Source organism: Pseudarthrobacter sp. J47, from assembly GCF_049810315.1.
Classification (GTDB): Bacteria; Actinomycetota; Actinomycetes; order Actinomycetales; family Micrococcaceae; genus Arthrobacter.
Map to the genome: position 1 here is coordinate 3,760,049 of NZ_CP187358.1, position 19,797 is coordinate 3,779,845.

The 19,797-nt window shown below is 64.9% G+C and carries 15 protein-coding genes; 3 read left to right on the plus strand and 12 right to left on the minus strand.

Features of this window, described 5'->3' with window-relative positions; translation table 11 throughout:
* Positions 1 to 11: 11 nt before the first annotated feature.
* The 3 genes from ACPJW8_RS17320 to ACPJW8_RS17330 all read right to left on the minus strand — a co-directional run bounded on the left by ACPJW8_RS17320 (position 12) and on the right by ACPJW8_RS17330 (position 3,858).
* Positions 12 to 2,312 carry an FdhF/YdeP family oxidoreductase gene (locus ACPJW8_RS17320; RefSeq protein WP_330189098.1) on the minus strand — a complete coding sequence of 767 codons (2,301 nt, stop codon included), beginning with the start codon at positions 2,310 to 2,312 and terminating at the stop codon, positions 12 to 14.
* 66 nt (positions 2,313 to 2,378) lie between these two features.
* Positions 2,379 to 2,942: an SRPBCC family protein gene (locus ACPJW8_RS17325; RefSeq protein ID WP_330194306.1), complete on the minus strand. Its 564-nt coding sequence runs from the start codon at positions 2,940 to 2,942 to the stop codon at positions 2,379 to 2,381.
* Between the two features lie 76 nt (positions 2,943 to 3,018).
* Positions 3,019 to 3,858, minus strand: a complete 840-nt coding sequence (locus ACPJW8_RS17330; protein WP_330189096.1) for an alpha/beta hydrolase — start codon at positions 3,856 to 3,858, stop codon at positions 3,019 to 3,021.
* Positions 3,859 to 3,908: 50 nt separating this feature from the next.
* On the opposite strand from ACPJW8_RS17330, the gene ACPJW8_RS17335 reads away from it, so the two are divergent.
* Entirely contained in the window at positions 3,909 to 4,973 is a 1,065-nt protein-coding gene (locus tag ACPJW8_RS17335) for a PLP-dependent cysteine synthase family protein (protein ID WP_330189154.1), read from the plus strand.
* Positions 4,974 to 4,994: 21 nt separating this feature from the next.
* Entirely contained in the window at positions 4,995 to 5,378 is a 384-nt protein-coding gene (locus ACPJW8_RS17340; RefSeq protein WP_330189095.1) for a helix-turn-helix domain-containing protein, read from the plus strand.
* An 82-nt stretch (positions 5,379 to 5,460) separates the two neighbouring features.
* Here the strand turns inward: ACPJW8_RS17340 and ACPJW8_RS17345 are convergent, their stop codons facing one another.
* Positions 5,461 to 6,675: a helix-turn-helix domain-containing protein gene (locus ACPJW8_RS17345; RefSeq protein WP_330189094.1), complete on the minus strand. Its 1,215-nt coding sequence runs from the start codon at positions 6,673 to 6,675 to the stop codon at positions 5,461 to 5,463.
* 233 nt (positions 6,676 to 6,908) lie between these two features.
* Here ACPJW8_RS17345 and ald point away from each other — a divergent pair, with 233 nt between their 5' ends.
* Complete coding sequence (gene ald, locus ACPJW8_RS17350; protein WP_330189093.1) at positions 6,909 to 8,027, plus strand: alanine dehydrogenase; 1,119 nt, start codon at positions 6,909 to 6,911, stop codon at positions 8,025 to 8,027.
* 131 nt (positions 8,028 to 8,158) lie between these two features.
* On the opposite strand, the gene ACPJW8_RS17355 is transcribed toward ald, so the two are convergent.
* The 8 genes from ACPJW8_RS17355 to ACPJW8_RS17390 form a co-directional block, all read right to left on the minus strand.
* Positions 8,159 to 9,679 (minus strand): S8 family serine peptidase, encoded by a 1,521-nt coding sequence (locus ACPJW8_RS17355; RefSeq protein ID WP_330189092.1) that lies wholly within the window; start codon positions 9,677 to 9,679, stop codon positions 8,159 to 8,161.
* 206 nt (positions 9,680 to 9,885) lie between these two features.
* Complete coding sequence (locus ACPJW8_RS17360) at positions 9,886 to 10,953, minus strand: Gfo/Idh/MocA family protein (protein ID WP_330189091.1); 1,068 nt, start codon at positions 10,951 to 10,953, stop codon at positions 9,886 to 9,888.
* Position 10,954: 1 nt separating this feature from the next.
* Positions 10,955 to 12,667, minus strand: a complete 1,713-nt coding sequence (locus ACPJW8_RS17365; protein WP_330189090.1) for an ABC transporter family substrate-binding protein — start codon at positions 12,665 to 12,667, stop codon at positions 10,955 to 10,957.
* Between the two features lie 134 nt (positions 12,668 to 12,801).
* Positions 12,802 to 14,514 (minus strand): ABC transporter family substrate-binding protein, encoded by a 1,713-nt coding sequence (locus ACPJW8_RS17370; protein ID WP_330189089.1) that lies wholly within the window; start codon positions 14,512 to 14,514, stop codon positions 12,802 to 12,804.
* A gap of 52 nt (positions 14,515 to 14,566) precedes the next feature.
* Entirely contained in the window at positions 14,567 to 16,768 is a 2,202-nt protein-coding gene (locus ACPJW8_RS17375) for an ABC transporter ATP-binding protein (protein ID WP_330189088.1), read from the minus strand.
* Positions 16,765 to 17,766, minus strand: a complete 1,002-nt coding sequence (locus tag ACPJW8_RS17380; RefSeq protein ID WP_330189087.1) for an ABC transporter permease — start codon at positions 17,764 to 17,766, stop codon at positions 16,765 to 16,767. Before ACPJW8_RS17380 ends, ACPJW8_RS17375 begins: the two co-directional genes overlap by 4 nt.
* A 2-nt stretch (positions 17,767 to 17,768) precedes the next feature.
* Entirely contained in the window at positions 17,769 to 18,752 is a 984-nt protein-coding gene (locus ACPJW8_RS17385) for an ABC transporter permease (RefSeq protein WP_330189086.1), read from the minus strand.
* A 331-nt stretch (positions 18,753 to 19,083) separates the two neighbouring features.
* Positions 19,084 to 19,686: a helix-turn-helix domain-containing protein gene (locus ACPJW8_RS17390; protein WP_330189085.1), complete on the minus strand. Its 603-nt coding sequence runs from the start codon at positions 19,684 to 19,686 to the stop codon at positions 19,084 to 19,086.
* Between the last annotated feature and the right edge of the window lie 111 nt (positions 19,687 to 19,797).

Here is a 19,797-nt window from a genome sequence, read left to right on the forward strand (position 1 = left end):
CTTCCTGTCCGCTACCCGGCAGGAACACCTGCCGGCTCCAGCCGGACCACAATTCCCTTGGCCGTAGGTTGATTGCTGCCCCTGGAGACGCTGTCCAGGGGCAGCAGCACGTTTGTTTCAGGGTAGTAGGCCGCGGCACAGCCGGCAGGCGTCGGATAGGCAACAACCTGGAAGTCTCCTGCCCGGCGTTCCACCCCGCCGTCCCACACGCTGACCAGGTCCACGCGCTGCCCCTCGGCCAACCCAAGCCCTTCAATGTCCGCGGGATTGACCAGGACAACCCGGCGGCTTCCATGGATGCCCCGGTAGCGGTCGTTATCCGTGTAGGGAATGGTGTTCCACTGGTCATGGGAGCGCAGGGTCTGCAGCACCAGGTGCCCTTCGGGGGCCTCGGACATCTCCCAGTCGTTGCACGTGAACAACGCCTTGCCAACGCGGTTGGGATAGACGCCCTCGTTCACTGGATTGGGCAGCCTGATGCCGCCCGGACGCACCACCCGGCGGTTGAAGTCATGGAAACCCGCAATCACGGTGGAAATGCGGTCGCGGATGGTCCCGTAGTCTGCCTCGAACTGGTCCCACGGAATATCCGTCTTCCCATCAAGGGTCCTGCGGGCGAGCCGGCACAGGATGGCTACTTCGCTGAGCAGCGTCCTGGACGCAGGTTCCAGCCGCCCCTGGGAGGTGTGCACCTCGCTCATGGAGTTTTCCACAGTGATGAACTGCTCTCCGGTGGCCTGGATGTCCCGTTCCGTACGGCCAAGGGCAGGGAGAATGAGCGCGGTCTGCCCGCAGACAGTATGTGATCTGTTGAGCTTGGTGGAGATCTGCACGGTGAGCCGGCACCGCCGCATGGCATCTTCCGTGACTTCACTGTCAGGTGCCGCCCGGACGAAGTTACCCGCCGCGCCGAGGAACACCTTGATCCGGCCGTCCCGCATGGCCCTGATCGCGTTCACGGCATCCAGGCCGTGGGTACGGGGCGGTTCGAACCCGAATTCCTGCTGCAGTGCGTCGAGGAAGGTATCTGGCATCCGTTCCCAGATACCCATGGTGCGGTCACCCTGGACGTTGCTGTGGCCGCGTACCGGGCAGGCTCCGGCCCCAGGCTTACCCAGGTTGCCGCGCAACAGGAGGAAGTTCACGATCTCACGGACAGTGGCCACAGCGTGCCGCTGCTGGGTTACACCCATAGCCCAGCAGACGATGACGCGGCGGCTGGCCAGCACCCGGTCCCGGACCCTTTCGATCTCCTCCATGCTCAATCCAGTGGCGGTGAGGATGTCTTCCCAGGAAATGGTGCGCGCATGACGGGCGAACTCGTCAAAGCCACTGGTACTGGCGCCTATGAAATCGTGGTCCAGCACCATGCCGGGCCGGGCGTCCTCGGCTTCAAGCAGGAGCCGGTTCAAACCCTGGAACAGAGCCAGGTCACCACCGCTGCGGATCTGCAGGAACTGATCGGCGATCTGGACGCCGCGGCCAATGACACCACGGACCTTCTGCGGGTTCTTGAACCGGAGCAGCCCGGCTTCGGGCAGCGGGTTCACTGCGATGATGTGGGCGCCGTTGTCCTTGGCCTCTTCCAGGGCAGAGAGCTGCCGCGGATGGTTGGTTCCCGGGTTCTGGCCCACCAGGAAGATGAGGTCGGCGTGGTGAATATCTTCCAGGCTCACCGTCCCCTTGCCCGTGCCCAGGGTCTCGGACAGCGCATAGCCGCTGGACTCATGGCACATGTTGCTGCAGTCGGGCAGATTATTGGTACCAAAGGCCCGGGCAAAGAGCTGCAGGAGGAACGCGCCCTCGTTACTGACCCGTCCCGAGGTGTAGAAAACGGCCTCATCCGGTGAATCGAGCCCCTTCAGCTCGTTGGCCAGCAGATCGAGGGCATCGTTCCAGCTGATGGGCTCGTAGTAGTCCGATTCCGGGCGCTTGACCATTGGCTCGGTCAGCCGCCCCTGCTGGTTCAGCCACAGATCGGATTGTTGATCCAACTCGGACACTGAATACTGACGGAAGAATTCGGCCGTGACACGCCGCGATGTTGCCTCATCATTGATGTGCTTGGCGCCATTCTCACAATACTCATTGAGCTGCCTGTGCCCCGGCGACGGATCGGCCCAGGCGCAGCCCGGGCAATCAATGCCGTTCACCTGGTTGATGTTCAGGAGCGTCACCCCCACCCGGCGCGGCGAGGTCTCATCCAGCGAATACTCCAGGGCATGCGTCACAGCAGGCAGTCCCGCCGCCCACTGCTTCGGAGCAGTAGTCGTCAGCTGTTCCTTGCGCTCTTCATTGGGGGCCTTCTTCATCGCGTCACTCGCTCTCTCGTGGCGGTACCGGCGGTGGGCTACATCCTGCTGGCTACATCAGACGGATCAGCCGACTGGCCAGCGGGGCACGCGGCTCCTGGGCGGCTCCGGCTCGGAGGGGAGTACGTGGCCATTCCGGATGACGCCCCGCCATGCCCCGCCTTCCTGGCCGACGCTCTCAATAAACTCTTTGAACTGACGCAGTTCGCCCTGAACCACACGCTGGGCCAGCCCGGGCACCTGGCTGATGAGGCCCGGCAGTCCGTGCGGCTCGATCTGAAGGCGGACCGTCAGGGTACTGTTCTCCGGGTCCACGGTGCGGAACATCGCTTTGCCGCCATGCTTGAACCGCCGGTCCAGGCTCCGCCACGCCACCAGGGAATCGGGCAACTGGTCCACAATCTCGGCATCGAATTCGTGCCGCCAGGGCCCAACGCCGATGACCCAGTGGGAAAGGTTGGGGCGGATCTGGTTGACCTCTTTCACCACCGTCGCGAACCGCGGGAAGCTTTCAAACTGGGTCCACTGGTTGTAGGCAACGCCAACCGGGACAGTGAGGTCAATCGACTCGTCAACGGTGAGAATCTGCATTGCGGCCACCATGCCGTTCTGGGTCGTTTCCTGGAGCAATCACCGTGCCCTGCACCAAGCGCCGATGCGGGCCGATGAACGGGTATCCGGTACTTTCGTCCGATTGTGCCACGGTTCACCGTGCCGTGAACAGGCCACCCTGGTCCGTCGCGCTGGCCCACTTGGTGATGGCTGTTGCCACGGCGGCGGTGCCGGTGTGCTGCACCACGTGGCCCTTGCCGGGCACCTCCACCAGCGTGCCGTGCGGCGCCGTTTCGGCCAGCTCGCGGCACCAGCGGCCGCGGGCCACGGGGTCGCGGCTGCCGCGCACCACCAGCACGGGCTGCTGTACCTGGCTGGTGCGGCCGGCCAGCGGGTAGCCCATCATCACGGGCAGTTCGGTGAGGTACCAGCGGGGCCCGGCACGGAAGTAGTCGCTGAACACTGTGATGTTGGACGACGGCGACTCGCAGAACAGCGCGTCGGTGGTCAGGTCCGCTGCCTGCTTCAATACCGTGCCGCGCTGCGGATCCACCACCGGGGACATCAGCACCACGCCGGACACCAGCTGCGGACGCCGCAGTGCCAGTTCCACGGCGAACTGGGTGCCCATGGAGTGACCCACCACTATGGAGCCGCCCGTGGGGCTTCCGTTCATTTGCCTGGCGGCTTCATCGGCGAGCGCCGCGGCCACAAAGTCTGCGTACTGCTCCACCTGGATCTGTTCGCGGGGGCTGGGAGCGTCCCCGAAGCCCGGGAGGTCGAAGGTGTAGACGTTCCCGGTCTTCGCCAGTTCGAGGTGCAGCCGGGCCAGGTACCTGTGCGAGACGCCGATGCCGTGCAGCAGGACGTACGACGGCGGCTCCTTGGCACCCTGCGGACCCACAGTATGCGCGGGGCCGGGCACCGCCGTCGAGGAGTACAGCCTCCCCCACAGCCCGAAGTGGGTCACGTCCCTGCCGCCGGTCAGCTTCATCCGCCGATAATATCCCGCGGCGTTAGGCTGGAGCGGTGAAAGAGGTGCATATGCAGGACAGGGCCTGGGCCGACGAAGCCATCCGCCGGATCAACGCGGAGAACAACAGATCCGCGGACACCCACCTCTACTCGGTTCCGCTGCCAGAGCACTGGGGTGTGCAGCTGTACCTCAAGGACGAGTCCACGCACCGTTCCGGGAGCCTGAAGCACCGCCTGGCACGGTCCCTGTTCCTGTTCGGCCTGGTGAACGGCTGGATTTCCGAGGGCACCACCATTGTTGAGGCCTCCAGCGGCAGCACCGCCGTGTCCGAGGCCTACTTCGCGCAGCTGTTGGGCCTGCCGTTTGTTGCGGTGATGGCCCGGACCACCAGCCCGGAGAAAATCGCCCTCATTGAACAGTTCGGCGGTTCCTGCCTCCTGGTGGACCATGCCTCGGAGGTCTATGCCGTTGCCGCTGACGTGGCAGCCACCGCCAACGGCCACTACATGGACCAGTTCACCTACGCCGAGCGGGCCACCGACTGGCGGGGCAACAACAACATTGCCGAGTCCATCTTTGGGCAGCTGGCCATGGAGGAACACCCCATCCCGCACTGGATCGTGGCGGGCGCCGGAACCGGCGGAACCAGCGCCACCATTGGCCGGTACCTCCGCTATCACCGCCACCCCACCCGGATGGCCGTGGTGGATCCGGAGAACTCGGCGTTCTACCCGGCCTGGCGCGACGGCTCAGCAGACGCCACAGGCAAGCCCTCCCGGATCGAAGGAATCGGCCGGCCGCGGATGGAGCCGAGCTTTGTTCCCGGCGTCATCGACCACATGATCCAGGTACCCGACGCTGCATCCGTCGCAGCCATGCGCCACCTGCACGACTGCGCAGGCCTGCACGCAGGACCGTCCACAGGCACCAACCTCTGGGGCGTGTGGCAGCTGATCGCGCAGATGATTGCCGACGGCCAGCGCGGCAGCGTGGTGAGCCTGATGTGCGACGGCGGCGACCGCTATGCCGGCAACTACTACAACCCGCAGTGGCTGGCCGAGCAGAACCTGGACCCGGCTCCGCACGAGGCCACGCTCCGGAAATTCTTCGACACGGGCGTCTGGTCCGGCTGACCCTGCAGCTAGTCTTGGCCCATGACACTCGTAGCTCCCAAGGTGACGGCGGCGCTCCCGCCGGAGCATGCAGGCAAACTCCAGCGCGCCCTTGAAGGCAGCCACGACATCACCGTCTTCGTGGACGGCACAGTCCACCGCCTGCCCGCCCAGGCGAGGGACGCCGTCGTCGATCTCCTGGCACGGTTCAGCCGCGGCGAATCCGTGAGCGTCAGCAGCGTGGAGGAAATGCTCACCACCTCGCAGGCGGCAGAGCTGGCCGGAATCTCGCACACCTACCTGCGCAACATGACGGACCGCGGCGAGATCCCCGTGGAATACCGCGGCACGCACCGCCGGATCCGCTCGGCGGACATCATGGCCTGGCTGGAGACGCAGAAGGCCACCGGCGAGCCCCATTCCTAAGCTTGTTCGCGGAACCTAAGCTTCAAGGCTCTGAGGTGCGAACAAGCTTAGGAGTCGTGGCGGCGCGCGGCGAACACAGGCGTTAGATCCGCGGGCGGGCATCCCAGCGCCGGGCTTTCATGGCGGCGTGCAGCTCCAGCCGGACGGCACCTTTGAGCGGGTCCACCCCCAGGAGCTGCCGCACCCGGCCCAGCCTGTTGTAGATGCTGCTGCGGTGCAGGTGGAGTTGGCCGGCAACGTCCTGGACGGAGCCGTCGTTGTCATAGAGCAGCTCCAGCACGGGCAGGAGTTCGCCGTTCCGGTCGCGGTCCTCCAGCATCTGGAAGTACACGGAGCCGGAATCGCTCCACGCCGCGGCCCCGCCGGCGGAGGCAAGCACCTGATAGACGCCTGTGGACTTGTAATCCACCAGCTCCCCCAGCCGCGGTTCGACGGCGGCCGCCTGGGCTGCCACCTTCGACTGCCGGTACGCGGCTGCGAGCCCGCGCGGCCTGGCGAAGGGCTCGCTGATGCCCAGGATGATCCGGTGGACCGGGCGGCCGGAGCGCTTGGCCAGCTCCAGCTGGTAGTGCACCAGCACCTGGGCGTGGCTGGCCCGGCCCACGGATTCCCGGAACAGGATCACCGAATGTGTTTCTGCGCCCGCGCTGAACAGGGCGGCATCCACACCAACGGTGGACTGCAGCGCGGCCGAGCTGTGGATCAGGGTGGCCGCGCCGGGATCGGCTCCGCCGGCCCAGCCGTCGGCATCGAGCGCGGTCACTGCCTGCCACGGGCCCTTGTGCTGGACCTCCCGCCAACCGGCCACGGTAGCCGTGGCGTTAACGTCACCGTCGCAGGCAGCCAGGAACTCGCGCTCCCGGCCGCGGCGGAAACCCGATTCCACAGTGTTGGACTCAAGCAGGAGCCCCGAAAGCAGCTCAATATCCCGCTGGACATCCGGCAACTGGGAAAGGATCGCCGTCGGGCTTTCCTCCTCCGCGTCCTGTTGCACCCACAGGTAGCCCACCCGGAAGCCGCGGACGGTCAGCGGCACGCACACCCGGCCCAGCATGCCCAGTTCAGGGTTCGCGGGGATGGCCACCGGGCGGACTGCCGTGGCGATCCCGTGGGAAAGCTGCCAGGCGCTGACGTCCGAGGGCACTTTTTTGCTGAGCAGGAAGTTCACCCGCACCCGGTCCGCATGGGACTGGTTGGAGCTGTAGGCCAGCAGCATGCCGTCCAAATCCTCCAGCGACAGCCCGCGGCCCAGCTTGCCGGCCACCTGCTCCACGAGTTGCTCAACGTCCTGCTGCATGGAGCAACATTACTTCCGGAGGGCTTCCCGGCCCTAACGGACAGCAGGCGACACCTGACGCTTCAGGACTCGACAATCGTCGAGCCATCAAAGCCAAAAACCCCGGAATCACGCGGAAGTCGCCGGGCGGGATCCCCGCGACCAATGTCGGCTGCCTCACACCGGATTTATTCTGGAATCACTACCTCCCCGCACTCAGCCGGCCCCAAACGCCGCAAACAACGGAGCCCCACATGATCATCGGTGTCCCGAAAGAAATCAAGAACAACGAATTCCGCGTAGCCATCACGGCCGCCGGCGTCCACGAGTTCCGCACCCACGGCCACAGCGTCCTGGTGGAACGCGGCGCAGGCCTGGGCTCCGGCATCACCGACGAGGAATACGCCATCGCCGGCGCCGAGATCGTCAACGAAGCAGACGACGTCTGGTCCCGCGCGGACATGGTCATGAAGGTCAAGGAGCCGGTCAAGGCCGAATACCACCGCTTCCGCAAGGGCCTGATCCTCTTCACGTACCTGCACCTGGCCGCCGAGCCCGAACTGACCCGCGAGCTCATCAACTCCGGCGTCACCGCAATCGCCTACGAGACCGTCCAGGAAGGCCGCACGCTCCCGCTGCTGGCCCCGATGTCCGAGGTTGCCGGCCGCCTGTCCGTCCAGGTTGGCGCCACCTCGCTGATGGCTCCGGCCGGCGGCAAGGGCGTCCTGCTGGGCGGCGTACCCGGCGTTCGTCCCGCCAAGGTTGTAGTCCTGGGCGCCGGCGTTGCCGGTACCAACGCAGCAGCCATGGCCCTGGGCCTGGGCGCTGACGTCACCATCCTGGACATCAACATCAACCGCCTGCGCGAACTCGACGCCCAGTACCAGGGCCGCCTGAAGACCGTGGCCTCCAACAAGTACGAGATCGAAAAGTCGGTAGTGGACGCGGACCTGGTAATCGGCTCCGTGCTGATCCCCGGCGCCAAGGCCCCCAAGCTGGTCACCAACGAACTGGTGGCCCGCATGAAGCCCGGCTCCGTACTGGTGGACATCGCCGTTGACCAGGGCGGCTGCTTCGAGGACACGCACGCCACCACGCACCAGGAGCCCACGTACAAGGTGCACAACAGCATCTTCTACTGCGTTGCCAACATGCCCGGCGCTGTTCCCAACACGTCCACCTACGCGCTGACCAACGTCACCCTGCGCTATGCCATCTCCCTGGCGAACCTGGGCGTCAAGGCCGCCTTCGACCGCGATCCCGCACTGGCTGCCGGCCTCAACATCGCCGCCGGCCACGTGGCACACCGCTCGGTCTCCGACGCACACGACCTGCCCCTCGTCGCCGACTGGCACGAACTGGTTTCCGCCTAGCACCAAAACAGTACGACGGCGATCCGGCGGCTTTTCGAAGGAAAAGCCAAGGATCGCCGTCGTACTTTTGTCTAACCCGGTGATTGAGCCTGTCGAAATCAGGGTCTCGACAGGCTCGACCACCGAGGGAGTTAGCCGCCGATTGCCTTCAGTGCGTTGACCTGGCCGTGGCCGTTGAAGCTGTTGTGGCCGTCACCGCCCTGGCAAACCTGCGGCAGCTGGCTGTTCTGGCCCACGAACCCGTCGTAGAACGACATGTCCGTGGGGCAGGCCACGTCATCTGCCGTGTTCTGGATACGGGCTGCAACCGCACCCGGGTTGGTAACACCGGAGCTCACCACGAGGGCGGCCACGCCTGCGACGTGCGGGGACGCCATGGAGGTGCCCTGTGCGTAGCAGTACTTGGCACCGGATGTGGCATCCGTGACCGGGCGGCCGCAAGCAGCATTGGACGGCCAAGTGGAGAGGACGCGCCCGTTCGTCGCGGCCGGCGTGATCTGCCGTGCGTCGCCGCCGGGGGCGATCACGTCAGCGGTGCTCACGCCGTAGTTGGAGAAGTAGGACTTGAAGCCCTTGTTTCCGTTGGACGTCACGCCGATGACGCCCGGAACCTCTACCGGAACCACGGCACAGGCGTTGCTGATTTCCCGTTCCTGCTCGCTGCCCGCCGGGTAGTCCGGGCTGGACAGGTCCTGCGTGGGGTGCGAAAGGTCGTCAGAGGCGTTGCCCTCGGCTGCTACAACCGTGGTGCCCTTGGACTGCGCGTAGCGGATTGCGCGGCGCTCGGCTTCCCAGATGGCGCGCTGGCCGGGATCGTTCTTGCAGTTGTAGAGCCAGGGATCGGCGTAGTAGCTGTTGTTGGTCACCTGGATGCCCTTTTCGGCAGCCCACATGAACGAACAAACAACCATTTCCGGGAAGAAGTAGCCATCATTGTTGCTGGACTTGATGCCGGCGATCTTCACGTTCGGGGCAACGCCCACCATGCCGATGCCGTTCTTGGCTGCGGCGATGGTTCCGGCGGTGTGCGTTCCGTGGCCGTGGATGTCCATCCAGGCCGCCGGGTCGGTGTCAGGTGCGCCGCTTTCACACGAAACACTCCTGCTGAAGTCGATGTTCGGCGCGAGGTCCGGGTGTGTGTGGTCGAGGCCGGTATCGATGTTGCCTACCACCACCGACTGGTTGCCGGGGTTGATTGCCTGCGCCTCGGGCGCCTTGATCTGGTCCATGTCCCACTGGAGCGCGGCGAGGGCTTCACTGCCCGTGCCGGTGGCGCCCGCCTCCAAAGCGGCCTCATCAGCGGAAGCCGCATCTCCGGCGTCGTCCTTCACCTGGACGCCGAACCCGGCGGTCGACGCGGCCCCTGCCACGGCGGCGTCGGACTTCTTCAGGGATGCCGCAAACCCCGCGCGGTCCGATTTTACAATCGCGACGCCGATCTGCGGGTAGTTCTGAACAAGGGATCCACCGGCCTGCTCAACGGCTGCCAGCGACTTTGCTGCCACGCCGTTGCCCTTGTACAGGACGATGTAGGTCTGGGCTTCGGCCGTGGCCGCAGGTGCTGACGTTGCCGGCAAAGCGGTGGCGGCCATCAGCCCCGCCGCCATGGCTACAGCGGCGACAGGCGCCATAAAACGCGGAAATGCTCTCATGGGGACGTGCTCCATTTCTGCAAATTCGGCAGGCGCCCAGCGGATAGCGGGTGCCGTACCAGGACATTTACGGACCGGCACCCGGTGGTTGTTTGCCTCGGCTGCCGCCGGGCGCAAACTGATACATCCATTTCAGTTGGCCCCCGCGCATCTGACCCTAGGTGATCTGGGACACATTTGGAAGCGTCAGGATCGGCCGTGTTGCGTCAGCGTCCTGCGAGGGCCCGCGCCTGTTCGATCAGCCGCAGCACGGCTACCGGGCCCCGGGGATCAACGGGCAGCGGCAGGGCAGAGGAGGTTCCGCCGTCGAGCAGTTTCTCCCCCAGGATCCGGTAAAACTCCTGGTAGGCGCCCGGTTCCGTAGGGACGGGTTCGACGTCGGCCAGCACCCCCAGCAGCCCCGCGGATTCACCGGGCTCTACTCCATAGCCGGGATCGCCGGGCATCATGCCGGCGTCCAGCTGCTGTTCCTGGGGGTCGATTCCGTGCTTCACGTAGCCCGCCTTGGTGCCCAGGATGCGCAGGTCCGGGCCCGGCGCCGCGGAGAGCACGTTCATGGTCAGGTGGCTGGTGACGGGCGCCCTGCCATCCACGGACTGGTGCCGGAGCACCACGAAGTTGTCGTCGTCGGCCTGTTCCTGCGTCCGCCTGGCATTGATTTCCGCGTGCACCACTTCGGCCGGGCCAAAGAGCTGGACGGCCATGTCCAGCAGGTGGGTGCCGAGGTCGAAGAGGATCCCGCCGCCGTCCTCCGCCGTGGCAGCGGCCTTCCACGGCTTGGTGATTTCCGGCGCCCAGCGCTCCATGGCGGCCTCAAAACGCAGCACCTCACCCAGCGCACCGACGTCGAGCAGTTTCTTGACAGTGAGGAAGCCGTTGTCCCAGCGCCGGTTCTGGTAGACGGTGAGCACCCGTCCCAGCCGCTCCGCCAGGGCCACCAGCTCCTCACCCTGGGCGCTGCTGACCGCAAAAGGCTTATCGACGACGACGTCCAGTCCCGCCTCCAGCGCCGCCTTCGCGATGGGATAGTGGGTAGCGGGCGGGGTGCCCAGCACCACGAGGTCCAGGCTGTCCGCGAGCGCCAGCGCGGCGTCAGCATCCGGCACAACCGTCACACCGGGGTACCGGCTCGAGGCGGCGTCGGCCCGCGCCGCGTCCGAGGTTGCGATGACGTCCAGCGAGTACTGCGGATCACTGGCGATCAGCGGCGCATGGAACACCCGGCCTGAGAGGCCGTATCCCAGGACTGCTGTGCGGATGGTTTTTCCGGTCATGCTATTTCTTCTCCCAGCCGATGGTGGTCCAGTCAGGTACCTGGAAGGGGCTTTGGAACAATGACGGGCCGTAGTTTGCCAGCCCGCTGCGGACGAACGAGATCTGTGGCCCGTTGAACACTACGCCCATGGAGAAGTACTTGGCCATGTGCTCCTTCTCCACGTCCATGGCGGCCTTGTTCCGCTGGGCGTCGTCCTCAATGCCTGCCAGTTCCTCGATCCGTGCGTCCAGCTCGGAATCGCCCAGCCCGTTCAGGTCAACGCTGGAGTGGTAGTACTGCCTGACCGAGTTGGTGGCGTCCGGGCTGACGGAATAGCCGGACATGCTGAGGTCGAACTCCCGGGTGCCCATCACCTTGCCGAATTCCGCGGCACCGTACTGGGCAATGCCCACGTCCATACCGGCTGCCTGCAGCTGCGCCTGCAGGGTTTGGACGGTGGCGACGTTGGTGGGGTCCTCCCCGAAGTTCGCGATCTTGAACGTGACGGGCTGGCCGTCCTTCTCCATGATGCCCGCCGCGCTCTCCGTGTAGCCGGCCTCTTTCAGGACTTCCTTGGCGGCCTCTGCCCCGGTCTCAGTGACCGGGTAGTTGTCCTGGTAGTACTCCGAGAACGGCATCAGCATCATGGAGCCGGGGTTGGGCTCGGTCCAGTTCAGTCCGTTGAACCGGACGTTGCGGATGGCCTCACGGTCCGCCGCGGTGAAGATGGCTTTACGGACCGCGACGTCGGTAATCCTCTGTGCGTTGATGTTCAGGCCGCCTGCGGACAGCCGCTGCCCGCGGCGAACCTCGGAGTCCGCTGTGCCTTCCAGCTGCTTGTACAGGCCGATGTTGTTGGCCTGCATGGCGTCGATCTCGCCGTTCTTGAAGGCGGCCACCTGCGCACTGGTGTCAAGCTGCCGGAAGGTCACGGAATCCAGGACGGGCTTGGTACCCCACCACTTGTCATTGCGGACCATGGTGACCGTCTGGGCGGCGGAATCGTACTGCTCCAGCGCAAAAGGCCCGGCCATCCATTCCGGGTGCATCTGGCCCGTGAAGCCGGTGTTGAAGATTTCGGGTGAGTTCACCGCGGGGTGGATCAGGCCGAAGAACAGCGAATCCAGCGGGTACACCGGCTGGCTGGTCCTGACGATCACTTCCTTGCTGCTGCTGCCTGCTTCCACGGACTCCACAGCCGCGTAGTTGCCGGTGCTGACAATGTCATAGCCGGCATCGGTGCTCTTGAGGATGTTCCACGTGTTCTGGAAGGCCTTTACGTCAATGGGCGTGCCGTCGTTATAGGTGGCTTTCTCATTCACCTTGATGGTGATGGTCTGTTTCCCGTCCACCACGGTGCTTTCCACGGATTCGCAGAAGTCCGTGTTCGGCGTTGCCTTGCCTTGGAAATCACGCTTCCAGCAGCCGCCGATTCCGCCGTTCTGGACTGCCACCGGGTTCATGGGAATCATCAGTGCCGCGTTGTCTGCACTGTTGCCATTGTTGGAAAAGCCGTTGAAGTCCGGGCCGATGCTTAGCAGCGGCAAGGTGACGATGCCACCCTGCTCCAGTTCTGCGGCGGGCTTTTCGTTAGTGCTGACCAGCTGTGAAATATCGCTGCCCGCGGCCTGGCCGGAGGCTGTTGCCGGCCCCGACGGCGAGCCACCGCAGCCAGTGAGCGCGAGCGCGGCGGCGATGGCCGCTGCACCGCCAAGCCTGGTCAGGTGCTTCATGGTTGTCCCTTCGTGGCGCGACATGCAAAAAGTGGCGGTTCCAAGATTCTAGGGTGTTCCTGCTGGTTAACGCCGAAGCCGCCACATCCCGGCTCCAGCGGGATGCGGCGGCTTCAGTCATTTAGCAGCCGGGGCTACTTCTTTTCCCAGCCGATGGTAGTCCAGTCCGGAACCTGGTTCAGGCTTCGGAACAGGGACGGTCCGTAGTTGGCCAGTCCGGTGCGGACGAAGGAGATCTGCGGGCCGTTGAAGACCACGCCCATGGAGAAGTACTTGGCCATGTGCTCCTTCTCCACATCCATTGCCGCCTTGTTGCGCTCGGCATTGTCCTCAATCGAGGCCAGGTCCGCGATCTTCTTGTCCAGCTCGGCGTCGCCCAGCTCGTTCTCGTTGGTGGTGGAATCGTAGAACTGCTTGACGACGTCGGTAGCGTCAGCACCCACGGTGTAGCCGGAGAGGCTCAGGTCAAACTCGCGGCCGCCCAGGATCTTGCCGAACTCGGCCGAACCGTGCTGGGCGATTCCAACGTCCATGCCGGCGTCCTGGAGCTGCTTCTGCAGCGTCTGGGTGGTGGCCAGCGTGGTGGGGTCATCGCCGAAGTTGGAGATCTTGAAGGTGACGGGCTTGCCGTCCTTCTCCATGATGCCCGCTGCGTTTGCGGTGTAACCGGCGTCGGTCAGGACCTTCTTTGCGGCCTCAGCCCCGGTCTCGGTGACAGGGTAGTTGTCCTGGTAGTACTCGGAGAACGGCAGCAGCATCATGGAACCGGAGCTGGGCTCCTTCCAGTTCAGGCCGTTGAAGCGCACGTTGCGGATTGCTTCGCGGTCCACGGCCGTGAAGATGGCCTCGCGCACTGCGGTGTCCGCAAGACGCTGGGCGTTGATGTTCAGGCCGCCGGCGAAGAGACGCTGACCGCGGCGGACCTCTGAGTTCGCAGTGCCGTCAAGCTGCTTGTAGAGCGCAATGGTGTTGGCGCTGACGCCGTCGATTTCGCCGTTCTTGAAGGCGGCGATCTGTGCGCTGGCCTCCAGCTGGCGGTAGGTCACGCTTTCCAGGACCGGCTTGGTTCCCCACCATTTTTCGTTCTGGACCAGGGTGACGGTCTGGGCGGCGGAGTCGTACTGGCCTACCTTGAACGGACCGGCCATCCACTCGGGGTGCATCTCACCGGTGAAGCCGGTGTTGAAGATCTCCGGGGTGTTCACGGCCGGGTGGATGAGGCCGAAGAACAGGGCTTCCAGCGGGTACACCGGCTGGCTGGTCTTGACGATTACTTCCTTGTCGCTGCTGCCGGCCTCCACGGATTCCACGAAGGGGTAGCTGCCGGGGCTGACGATGTCGTAGCCGGCCTCGGTGCTCTTGAGGATGTTCCAGGTGTTCTGGAAGGACTTCACATCGATCGGCGCGCCGTCGTTGTACGTTGCCTTCTCATTGACCTTGATGGTGATGGTCTGCTTGCCGTCCACCACTTCGCTCTCAACTGACTCGCAGAAGTCCTTGTTGGGAGTGTGCGTGCCGTCGAAGTCCACCTTCCAGCAGCCGCCAATTCCGCCGCCGCTGGTGCCCACCGGGTTGATGGGGGCCATCAGGGAAGTGTTGTCTGAACTGTTGCCCGAGTTGGAGAAACCGTTGAAGTCCGGGCCGATGTTGCCCAGCGGAAGCGTTACCTTGCCGCCCTGTTCCAGGTCTGCGGCCGGCTTTTCGTTGATGCTGATGAGCGAGGAGATGTCGCTTCCCGACTCCTGGCCCTCAGCAGTGGCCGGGCCGGACGGCGAGCCGCCGCAGCCGGTGAGGGCAAGCGCCGCGGCAACCGCCGCAACCCCGCCGATTCTGGTCACATTCTTCATGGATTTCCCTTCATTGTTGCATTCGTGGTGCGCGTGATGGTGCAGGAAAACTTCAGGGGGTACTGACCGCCGGATCCTCGTGGTGGACCAGCATGTCCGAGTCGAGTTCGCCGTCGGGGAAGAAGCAGGCGAACTCCTGGTCCGCGGAAAGCTGCCCCGAAGCGGCGGGCGCTCCCGGAACGGTGGTCTCTCCCGGAACAGCCGGTACGGGCAGCAGAGGCGGTTCAACGGTCAGGCACTTTTGCTGCTTCTCCCCCGGGAGGGCCGCAAAAACCGGGCAACGGCTGGCAAAGTTGCAGCCCTTGGGCGCATCCAGCGGACTGGGCAGGTCGCCCTGGAGGATGATGCGTTCGCGGCTGCGCTCCACCTGCGGGTCAGGCACGGGGATCGCGGACAGCAGTGACCGGGTGTAGGGGTGCCGTGGGCTGTCAAAGACGGCATCGACGTCGCCGATTTCCACGATCTTGCCCAGGTACATCACCGCTACGCGGTTGGAGATGTGCCGCACCACGGAGAGGTCGTGGGCCACCATGAGATAGCTCAGACCCAGCTCCGCACGCAGCTTGTCCAGCAGGTTGATCACGCCCGCCTGCACTGAAACATCCAGCGCGGACACCGGCTCGTCCAGGACCACCAGCTTGGGATTGACCGCCAGTGCCCGGGCGATTCCGATGCGCTGCCGTTGCCCTCCGGAGAACTGGTTGGGGAACCTGTTCACGTGGTCCGGCTGGAGGCCCACCAGCCGCATCAGCTCCATGATCCGCTTCCGGATCTCCGCCTTGGCCATTCCCTGGTTCACCAGCGGCTCGGCGAGGACCTCGTACACCGTGAAGCGCGGGTCCAGCGCGCCGGTGGGGTCCTGGAAGACCATCTGCAGCTCGCGGCGCATGGCCCCCTTGGTCCTGGCGTCAGCGGCCTGCTTGTTGCTGAGCCCGCCAATCACCACCTCGCCGTCCTGGTCCTTGTGGAATTCCATAATTTCCAGCAGCGTGGTGGTCTTGCCGGAGCCGGACTCGCCCACAATGGAGAAGCATTCGCCCTCGCGGATATCGAAGCTGAGGCCGTCCACGGCCTTGACCGTGCCCACCTTCCGCTTCAGCAGGGCGCCTTTGAGCAGCGGGAAGTGCTTGCGGACGTCCGTGAGCTGCAGGACGGTTTTCCGCTCCTCGCGGGGGATGCCGTCGAACCGCGAGACGGGCACCGGGGGCGCGTGGAAGATCGCCCGGGCATCGGCACCGGTTCCCAGCTCCCCTGACCGGATGCAGGCCGCGTGGTGTGCCGGGCTTCCCTGGACCTTGCCCAGCGCGGGCTCGCCGTCGTGGCAGGCATCCGTCACCAGCGGGCACCGGGGCGCGAAGGAACAACCCGTGGGCTGGAACAGCAGGTTGGGCGGCACACCGTCAATGGGCACCAGGGACGTCTTCTCCCCCACATCCACCCGGGGAACGGCGCCCAGCAGGCCCATGGTGTACGGCATCCGCGGGTTGTAATAGATGTCCTCCACGGTGCCGGTCTCCACGGGCTTGCCGGCGTACATCACCATGATGTCGTCAGCGATTCCCGCCACCACGCCCAGGTCATGGGTGATCATCACGACGGCGGCGCCCGTTTCCTCCTGCGCGGCCTGCAGCACCTCCAGCACCTGCGCCTGGATGGTCACGTCAAGTGCCGTCGTCGGCTCATCAGCAATCAGCACCCGCGGGTTGTTGGCAATGGCGATGGCAATCATCACGCGCTGGCGCATGCCGCCGGAGAACTCGTGCGGGAAGGCTTTGAGCCGGTCCTTGGGGCTGGGGATGCCCACCATGGCCAAAAGTTCGACGGCGCGGGCTTCTTTGGCGAGCCTGCTCATGGTGGGGTTGTGGATGGTCAGCGCTTCCACGATCTGGGTGCCCACGGTATAGACGGGGGTCAGGGAGGACAGCGGATCCTGGAAGACCATGGCGATGTCATTGCCTCGGTAGCGGCACATGGCCTTGTCGCTCAGGCCCAGCAGTTCCGTGCCGTTCAGCCGAACGGATCCGGTGACTTCCGCCGTCGTGGGCAACAGCCCCATCACGGCCATGGACGTAACGGATTTTCCGGAACCGGATTCGCCCACGATGCCCAGCGTTTTGCCGGCCATCACGTCAAAGTTCACGCCGCGCACGGCGTTGACCACACCGTTCTCCGAGTTGAACCGGACGCTGAGGTCCCGCACGGTCAGTACTGCGTTGCCCGGGGTCACTGCGCTGCCGGAAGTCGTGGCGCTCATGGGTTCCTCCGGTTGGCGTTCAGTGGGATGGTGCGCGTTTCCCAGGTCCTTTTCCTGCGGGCTTTTCCGAAGGAGCTGGAGCTGGGGTCAAAGGCGTCCCGGAGGCCGTCGTTCATCATGGCCAGGGAGCCGGTGAGCAGGAACATCACAAGAAGGGGCACCCAGAACATCCAGGGAAACGTCTGGACCTGGGAGGTGGCGCCGCCGATCAGCACGCCCAGGCTGACGTCCGGGACCTTGATGCCGATGCCGATGAAGGAGAAGGCAACCTCGGCCAGGATGGCGCCCGTGACACCGCGGGTGATGTCCAGCACCAGCAGCGAACCGATGTTGGGGACCAGGTGCCGCCACACAATCCGCCGCGGCGGGACACCCATGTACTGGGCGGCCTTGATGAAGTCCCGCTGCATCAGGGACATGGACAGCGAACGGATCAGGCGGGCCGTGCCCATCCAGCTGAACACCAGCAGGACCACAATCAGCAGGAGCCAGCTGGGCAGCGTGTCCCGCAGGCCGGCCCCGCCGCCGCTGGTCACCACGGCCACCACCAGCAGCGCGGGCATCATGATCAAGGCCTCGAGAACGAACAGCATGATCCTGTCCACCTTGCCGCCGAAGTAGGCCATGGTGCAGCCGTAGACCGCGGCCACCAGCACGGAGACCAGGCCCACGATCACGCCGATCAGGATGGAAATCCGCGTCCCTTCCACCACCATGGCGTAGAGGTCGATGCCGGCCTGGGAGGTGCCCAGCAGGTGCTCGGCTGACGGCGGCATGCCGATGTTGAAGGGGTCGATCGTGGACTTGTCCCAGCTGGTGAAGAAGCCGCCAACAAAGGAGAAAAGGGTCAGGGCCGCGAAGATGACCAGGCCCGCCACGGCCGTCTTGTTCCTCAGGAAGCGGCGCAGGATGATGGTGGTTTTTCCAATCACCACCTCGTTTTCCTGGAGGTGGCTCTCGGCAACCGATGCCGGATCGGGGGCATTGAGATTCGTCATGGTTACTGGACCCTCACTCTCGGATCAACCAGCGAGGTGGCAAAGTCCGCCAGGATGGCGCCCAGTGCAAAAATCATGGAGCCGTAGGCCAGGGTGGCGGTGGCGGCGTTGACGTCCTGGTTGCCGATGGCGTCGATGCTCCAGGAGCCGATGCCTGGCCAGGCGAAGATCTTCTCCGCGAAGAAGCCGCCGGCAAAAATGGCCGGAATGGTGAAGGCGATGCTCTGGGCAACGGGGATGAAGGAGACCCGGAGCGCATGCCTGCTGATGGCCTGGTTGCGGGTCAGCCCCTTGGCGCGGGCCGTCCGGACAAAATCCGCGTTCACGTTGTCCAGCAGGTACTGCCGCTGGGCGATCTGGTATGAACCCCAGCCCACCAGCGTGATCGCCACCGTGGGCACCGCGTAGTGCGCCAGCATGTCCACGAACTGCCCCCACCCCGGTTCCATGCCCGGCGTCGAGATTCCCGTGACGAAGAAGATGCGCTGGCCCACGCCCTCGTTGATCCGGATGGCCGCGAGCTGCACCAGGAAGTACGCGATAGGCGCCGGGACTATGTAGGCCAGGTAGCTGTAGGACGTGATGACGCGGTCCTGGAACTTGTACTGCCTGGCGGCCGAATACACGCCCAGGGCAACACCGATCACCAGCGTCAGCACAATCGAGGCGAGGAAAAGCCTGGTCGAAATCCAGACGCGGTCGCCGAACTCGGCATTAATGAACGCGCCGTTGGGGCTTCGGCCCCAGTCCCACCGGGTGACGATGGCCGTAAGCCAGTCAACGTACCGCTCCCACGGGCTGAGATCCGGGTCCAGGCCCTTGAGCCGCATGGACGCCGCCACCTGCTCAGGGGTGGGCCGCGGAATCTTCTCCTGCTCCAGTAGGGCCGGCTTCAGTGAGCTAACGGCAAGGAAATAACCCGCCGAGGTGGTCAGGAAGATCATAAAAACGTAGGTGGCCGCGCGTTTGGCCAGGTACCGGAACACTGGCGTTACTTCGTAGTCACCGAAGCCTGGGGCCGCATTCCCGGGGAGCTCTCAACAGTGGCCGCCCGGCGGGTGCCCTCAACAACGTTCACGCCATCATTCCTTCCGATATCCGGCGGAAGCAGTGGGTTTTCGCCACCGCCGGTGATATTCCTGTCAGCGAAGTGGCCGACTCCCGCCGCCGATCAGGCCAGCCCATACGGACTATGTCGCGGGTCACATTCCAGAGGAAACTATCACATGCCACGAAGGTGATGTCGGTTACAGTCAATTAACCTGACGAGCGTGTCACGATTGTTATACGGCCCGTTATTTCCGGCAGATTACCGGGTTATCTCCGGACCAGTCTGGTCACCAACTGGCGCCATGATGCGGCCAGCCTTTCCGGGCTGACGCCGTGAGCCCTGACGGTGTGAAGGAGGCGCTCCGGATCCAACGTGGCGGCCAGCGAACCGGCAAGCAGCCAGGTCTCCTCGCGGATCCCCTCCTGCTGCAGCAGCACCTCCAGGTGGCGCTGCCACAGGACTGCCGGAGGAACGTCCAGGCGGTGGTGTGAGGCTTCCGCCGCCAGCAGGAGATCGCCGTGCTCCATAACGTAACGGATCCGCTCCTCGCCAAAGGCAACAAGCCTCGCCACGGCAGGCGCCCCGGGCCCCAGCGGCGGGGGTCCGAACATAAAGCGGTCCTGGAATTCGGCTTCGGATTCGTTGAGGAGCGTAAGCATCAAGCCTGCGCGGCTGCCGAACCTCCGAAAGACAGTCCCCTTTCCCACACCGGCCCGCCCGGCCAGCCGGTCCATGGTCAGGCCTTCGGCGCCGCATTCGCCGATCAGCTCACGCGCCGCAGCCATCAGCCGCTCCCGGTTGCGTGCGGCATCGCTGCGCTCGGTGGGTGGCCCCAAGGAGGCGCCGGGCGGCAGCGGGATGAAGCTCACACTCCACAGTGTAACGACGGGGAATATTAACCGGACCATAGTCCGTTTACTCCCCTGAAGGCCTTAAGTGGCCTGACCTTCCCGACCAGGCCAGCTCCCCGTTGGCCCAGT

What these genes read in the sequence shown, in the direction of transcription:
- ACPJW8_RS17320 (WP_330189098.1), bottom strand. Translation starts at nt 2,312, where the DNA reads ATGAAGAAGGCCCCCAATGAAGAGCGCAAGGAACAGCTGACGACTACT.
- ACPJW8_RS17330 (WP_330189096.1), bottom strand. Translation starts at nt 3,858, where the DNA reads ATGAAGCTGACCGGCGGCAGGGACGTGACCCACTTCGGGCTGTGGGGG.
- ACPJW8_RS17335 (WP_330189154.1), top strand. Translation starts at nt 3,909, where the DNA reads ATGCAGGACAGGGCCTGGGCCGACGAAGCCATCCGCCGGATCAACGCG.
- ACPJW8_RS17340 (WP_330189095.1), top strand. Translation starts at nt 4,995, where the DNA reads ATGACACTCGTAGCTCCCAAGGTGACGGCGGCGCTCCCGCCGGAGCAT.
- ACPJW8_RS17345 (WP_330189094.1), bottom strand. Translation starts at nt 6,675, where the DNA reads ATGCAGCAGGACGTTGAGCAACTCGTGGAGCAGGTGGCCGGCAAGCTG.
- ald (WP_330189093.1), top strand. Translation starts at nt 6,909, where the DNA reads ATGATCATCGGTGTCCCGAAAGAAATCAAGAACAACGAATTCCGCGTA.
- ACPJW8_RS17355 (WP_330189092.1), bottom strand. Translation starts at nt 9,679, where the DNA reads ATGAGAGCATTTCCGCGTTTTATGGCGCCTGTCGCCGCTGTAGCCATG.
- ACPJW8_RS17360 (WP_330189091.1), bottom strand. Translation starts at nt 10,953, where the DNA reads ATGACCGGAAAAACCATCCGCACAGCAGTCCTGGGATACGGCCTCTCA.
- ACPJW8_RS17365 (WP_330189090.1), bottom strand. Translation starts at nt 12,667, where the DNA reads ATGAAGCACCTGACCAGGCTTGGCGGTGCAGCGGCCATCGCCGCCGCG.
- ACPJW8_RS17370 (WP_330189089.1), bottom strand. Translation starts at nt 14,514, where the DNA reads ATGAAGAATGTGACCAGAATCGGCGGGGTTGCGGCGGTTGCCGCGGCG.
- ACPJW8_RS17375 (WP_330189088.1), bottom strand. Translation starts at nt 16,768, where the DNA reads ATGAGCGCCACGACTTCCGGCAGCGCAGTGACCCCGGGCAACGCAGTA.
- ACPJW8_RS17380 (WP_330189087.1), bottom strand. Translation starts at nt 17,766, where the DNA reads ATGACGAATCTCAATGCCCCCGATCCGGCATCGGTTGCCGAGAGCCAC.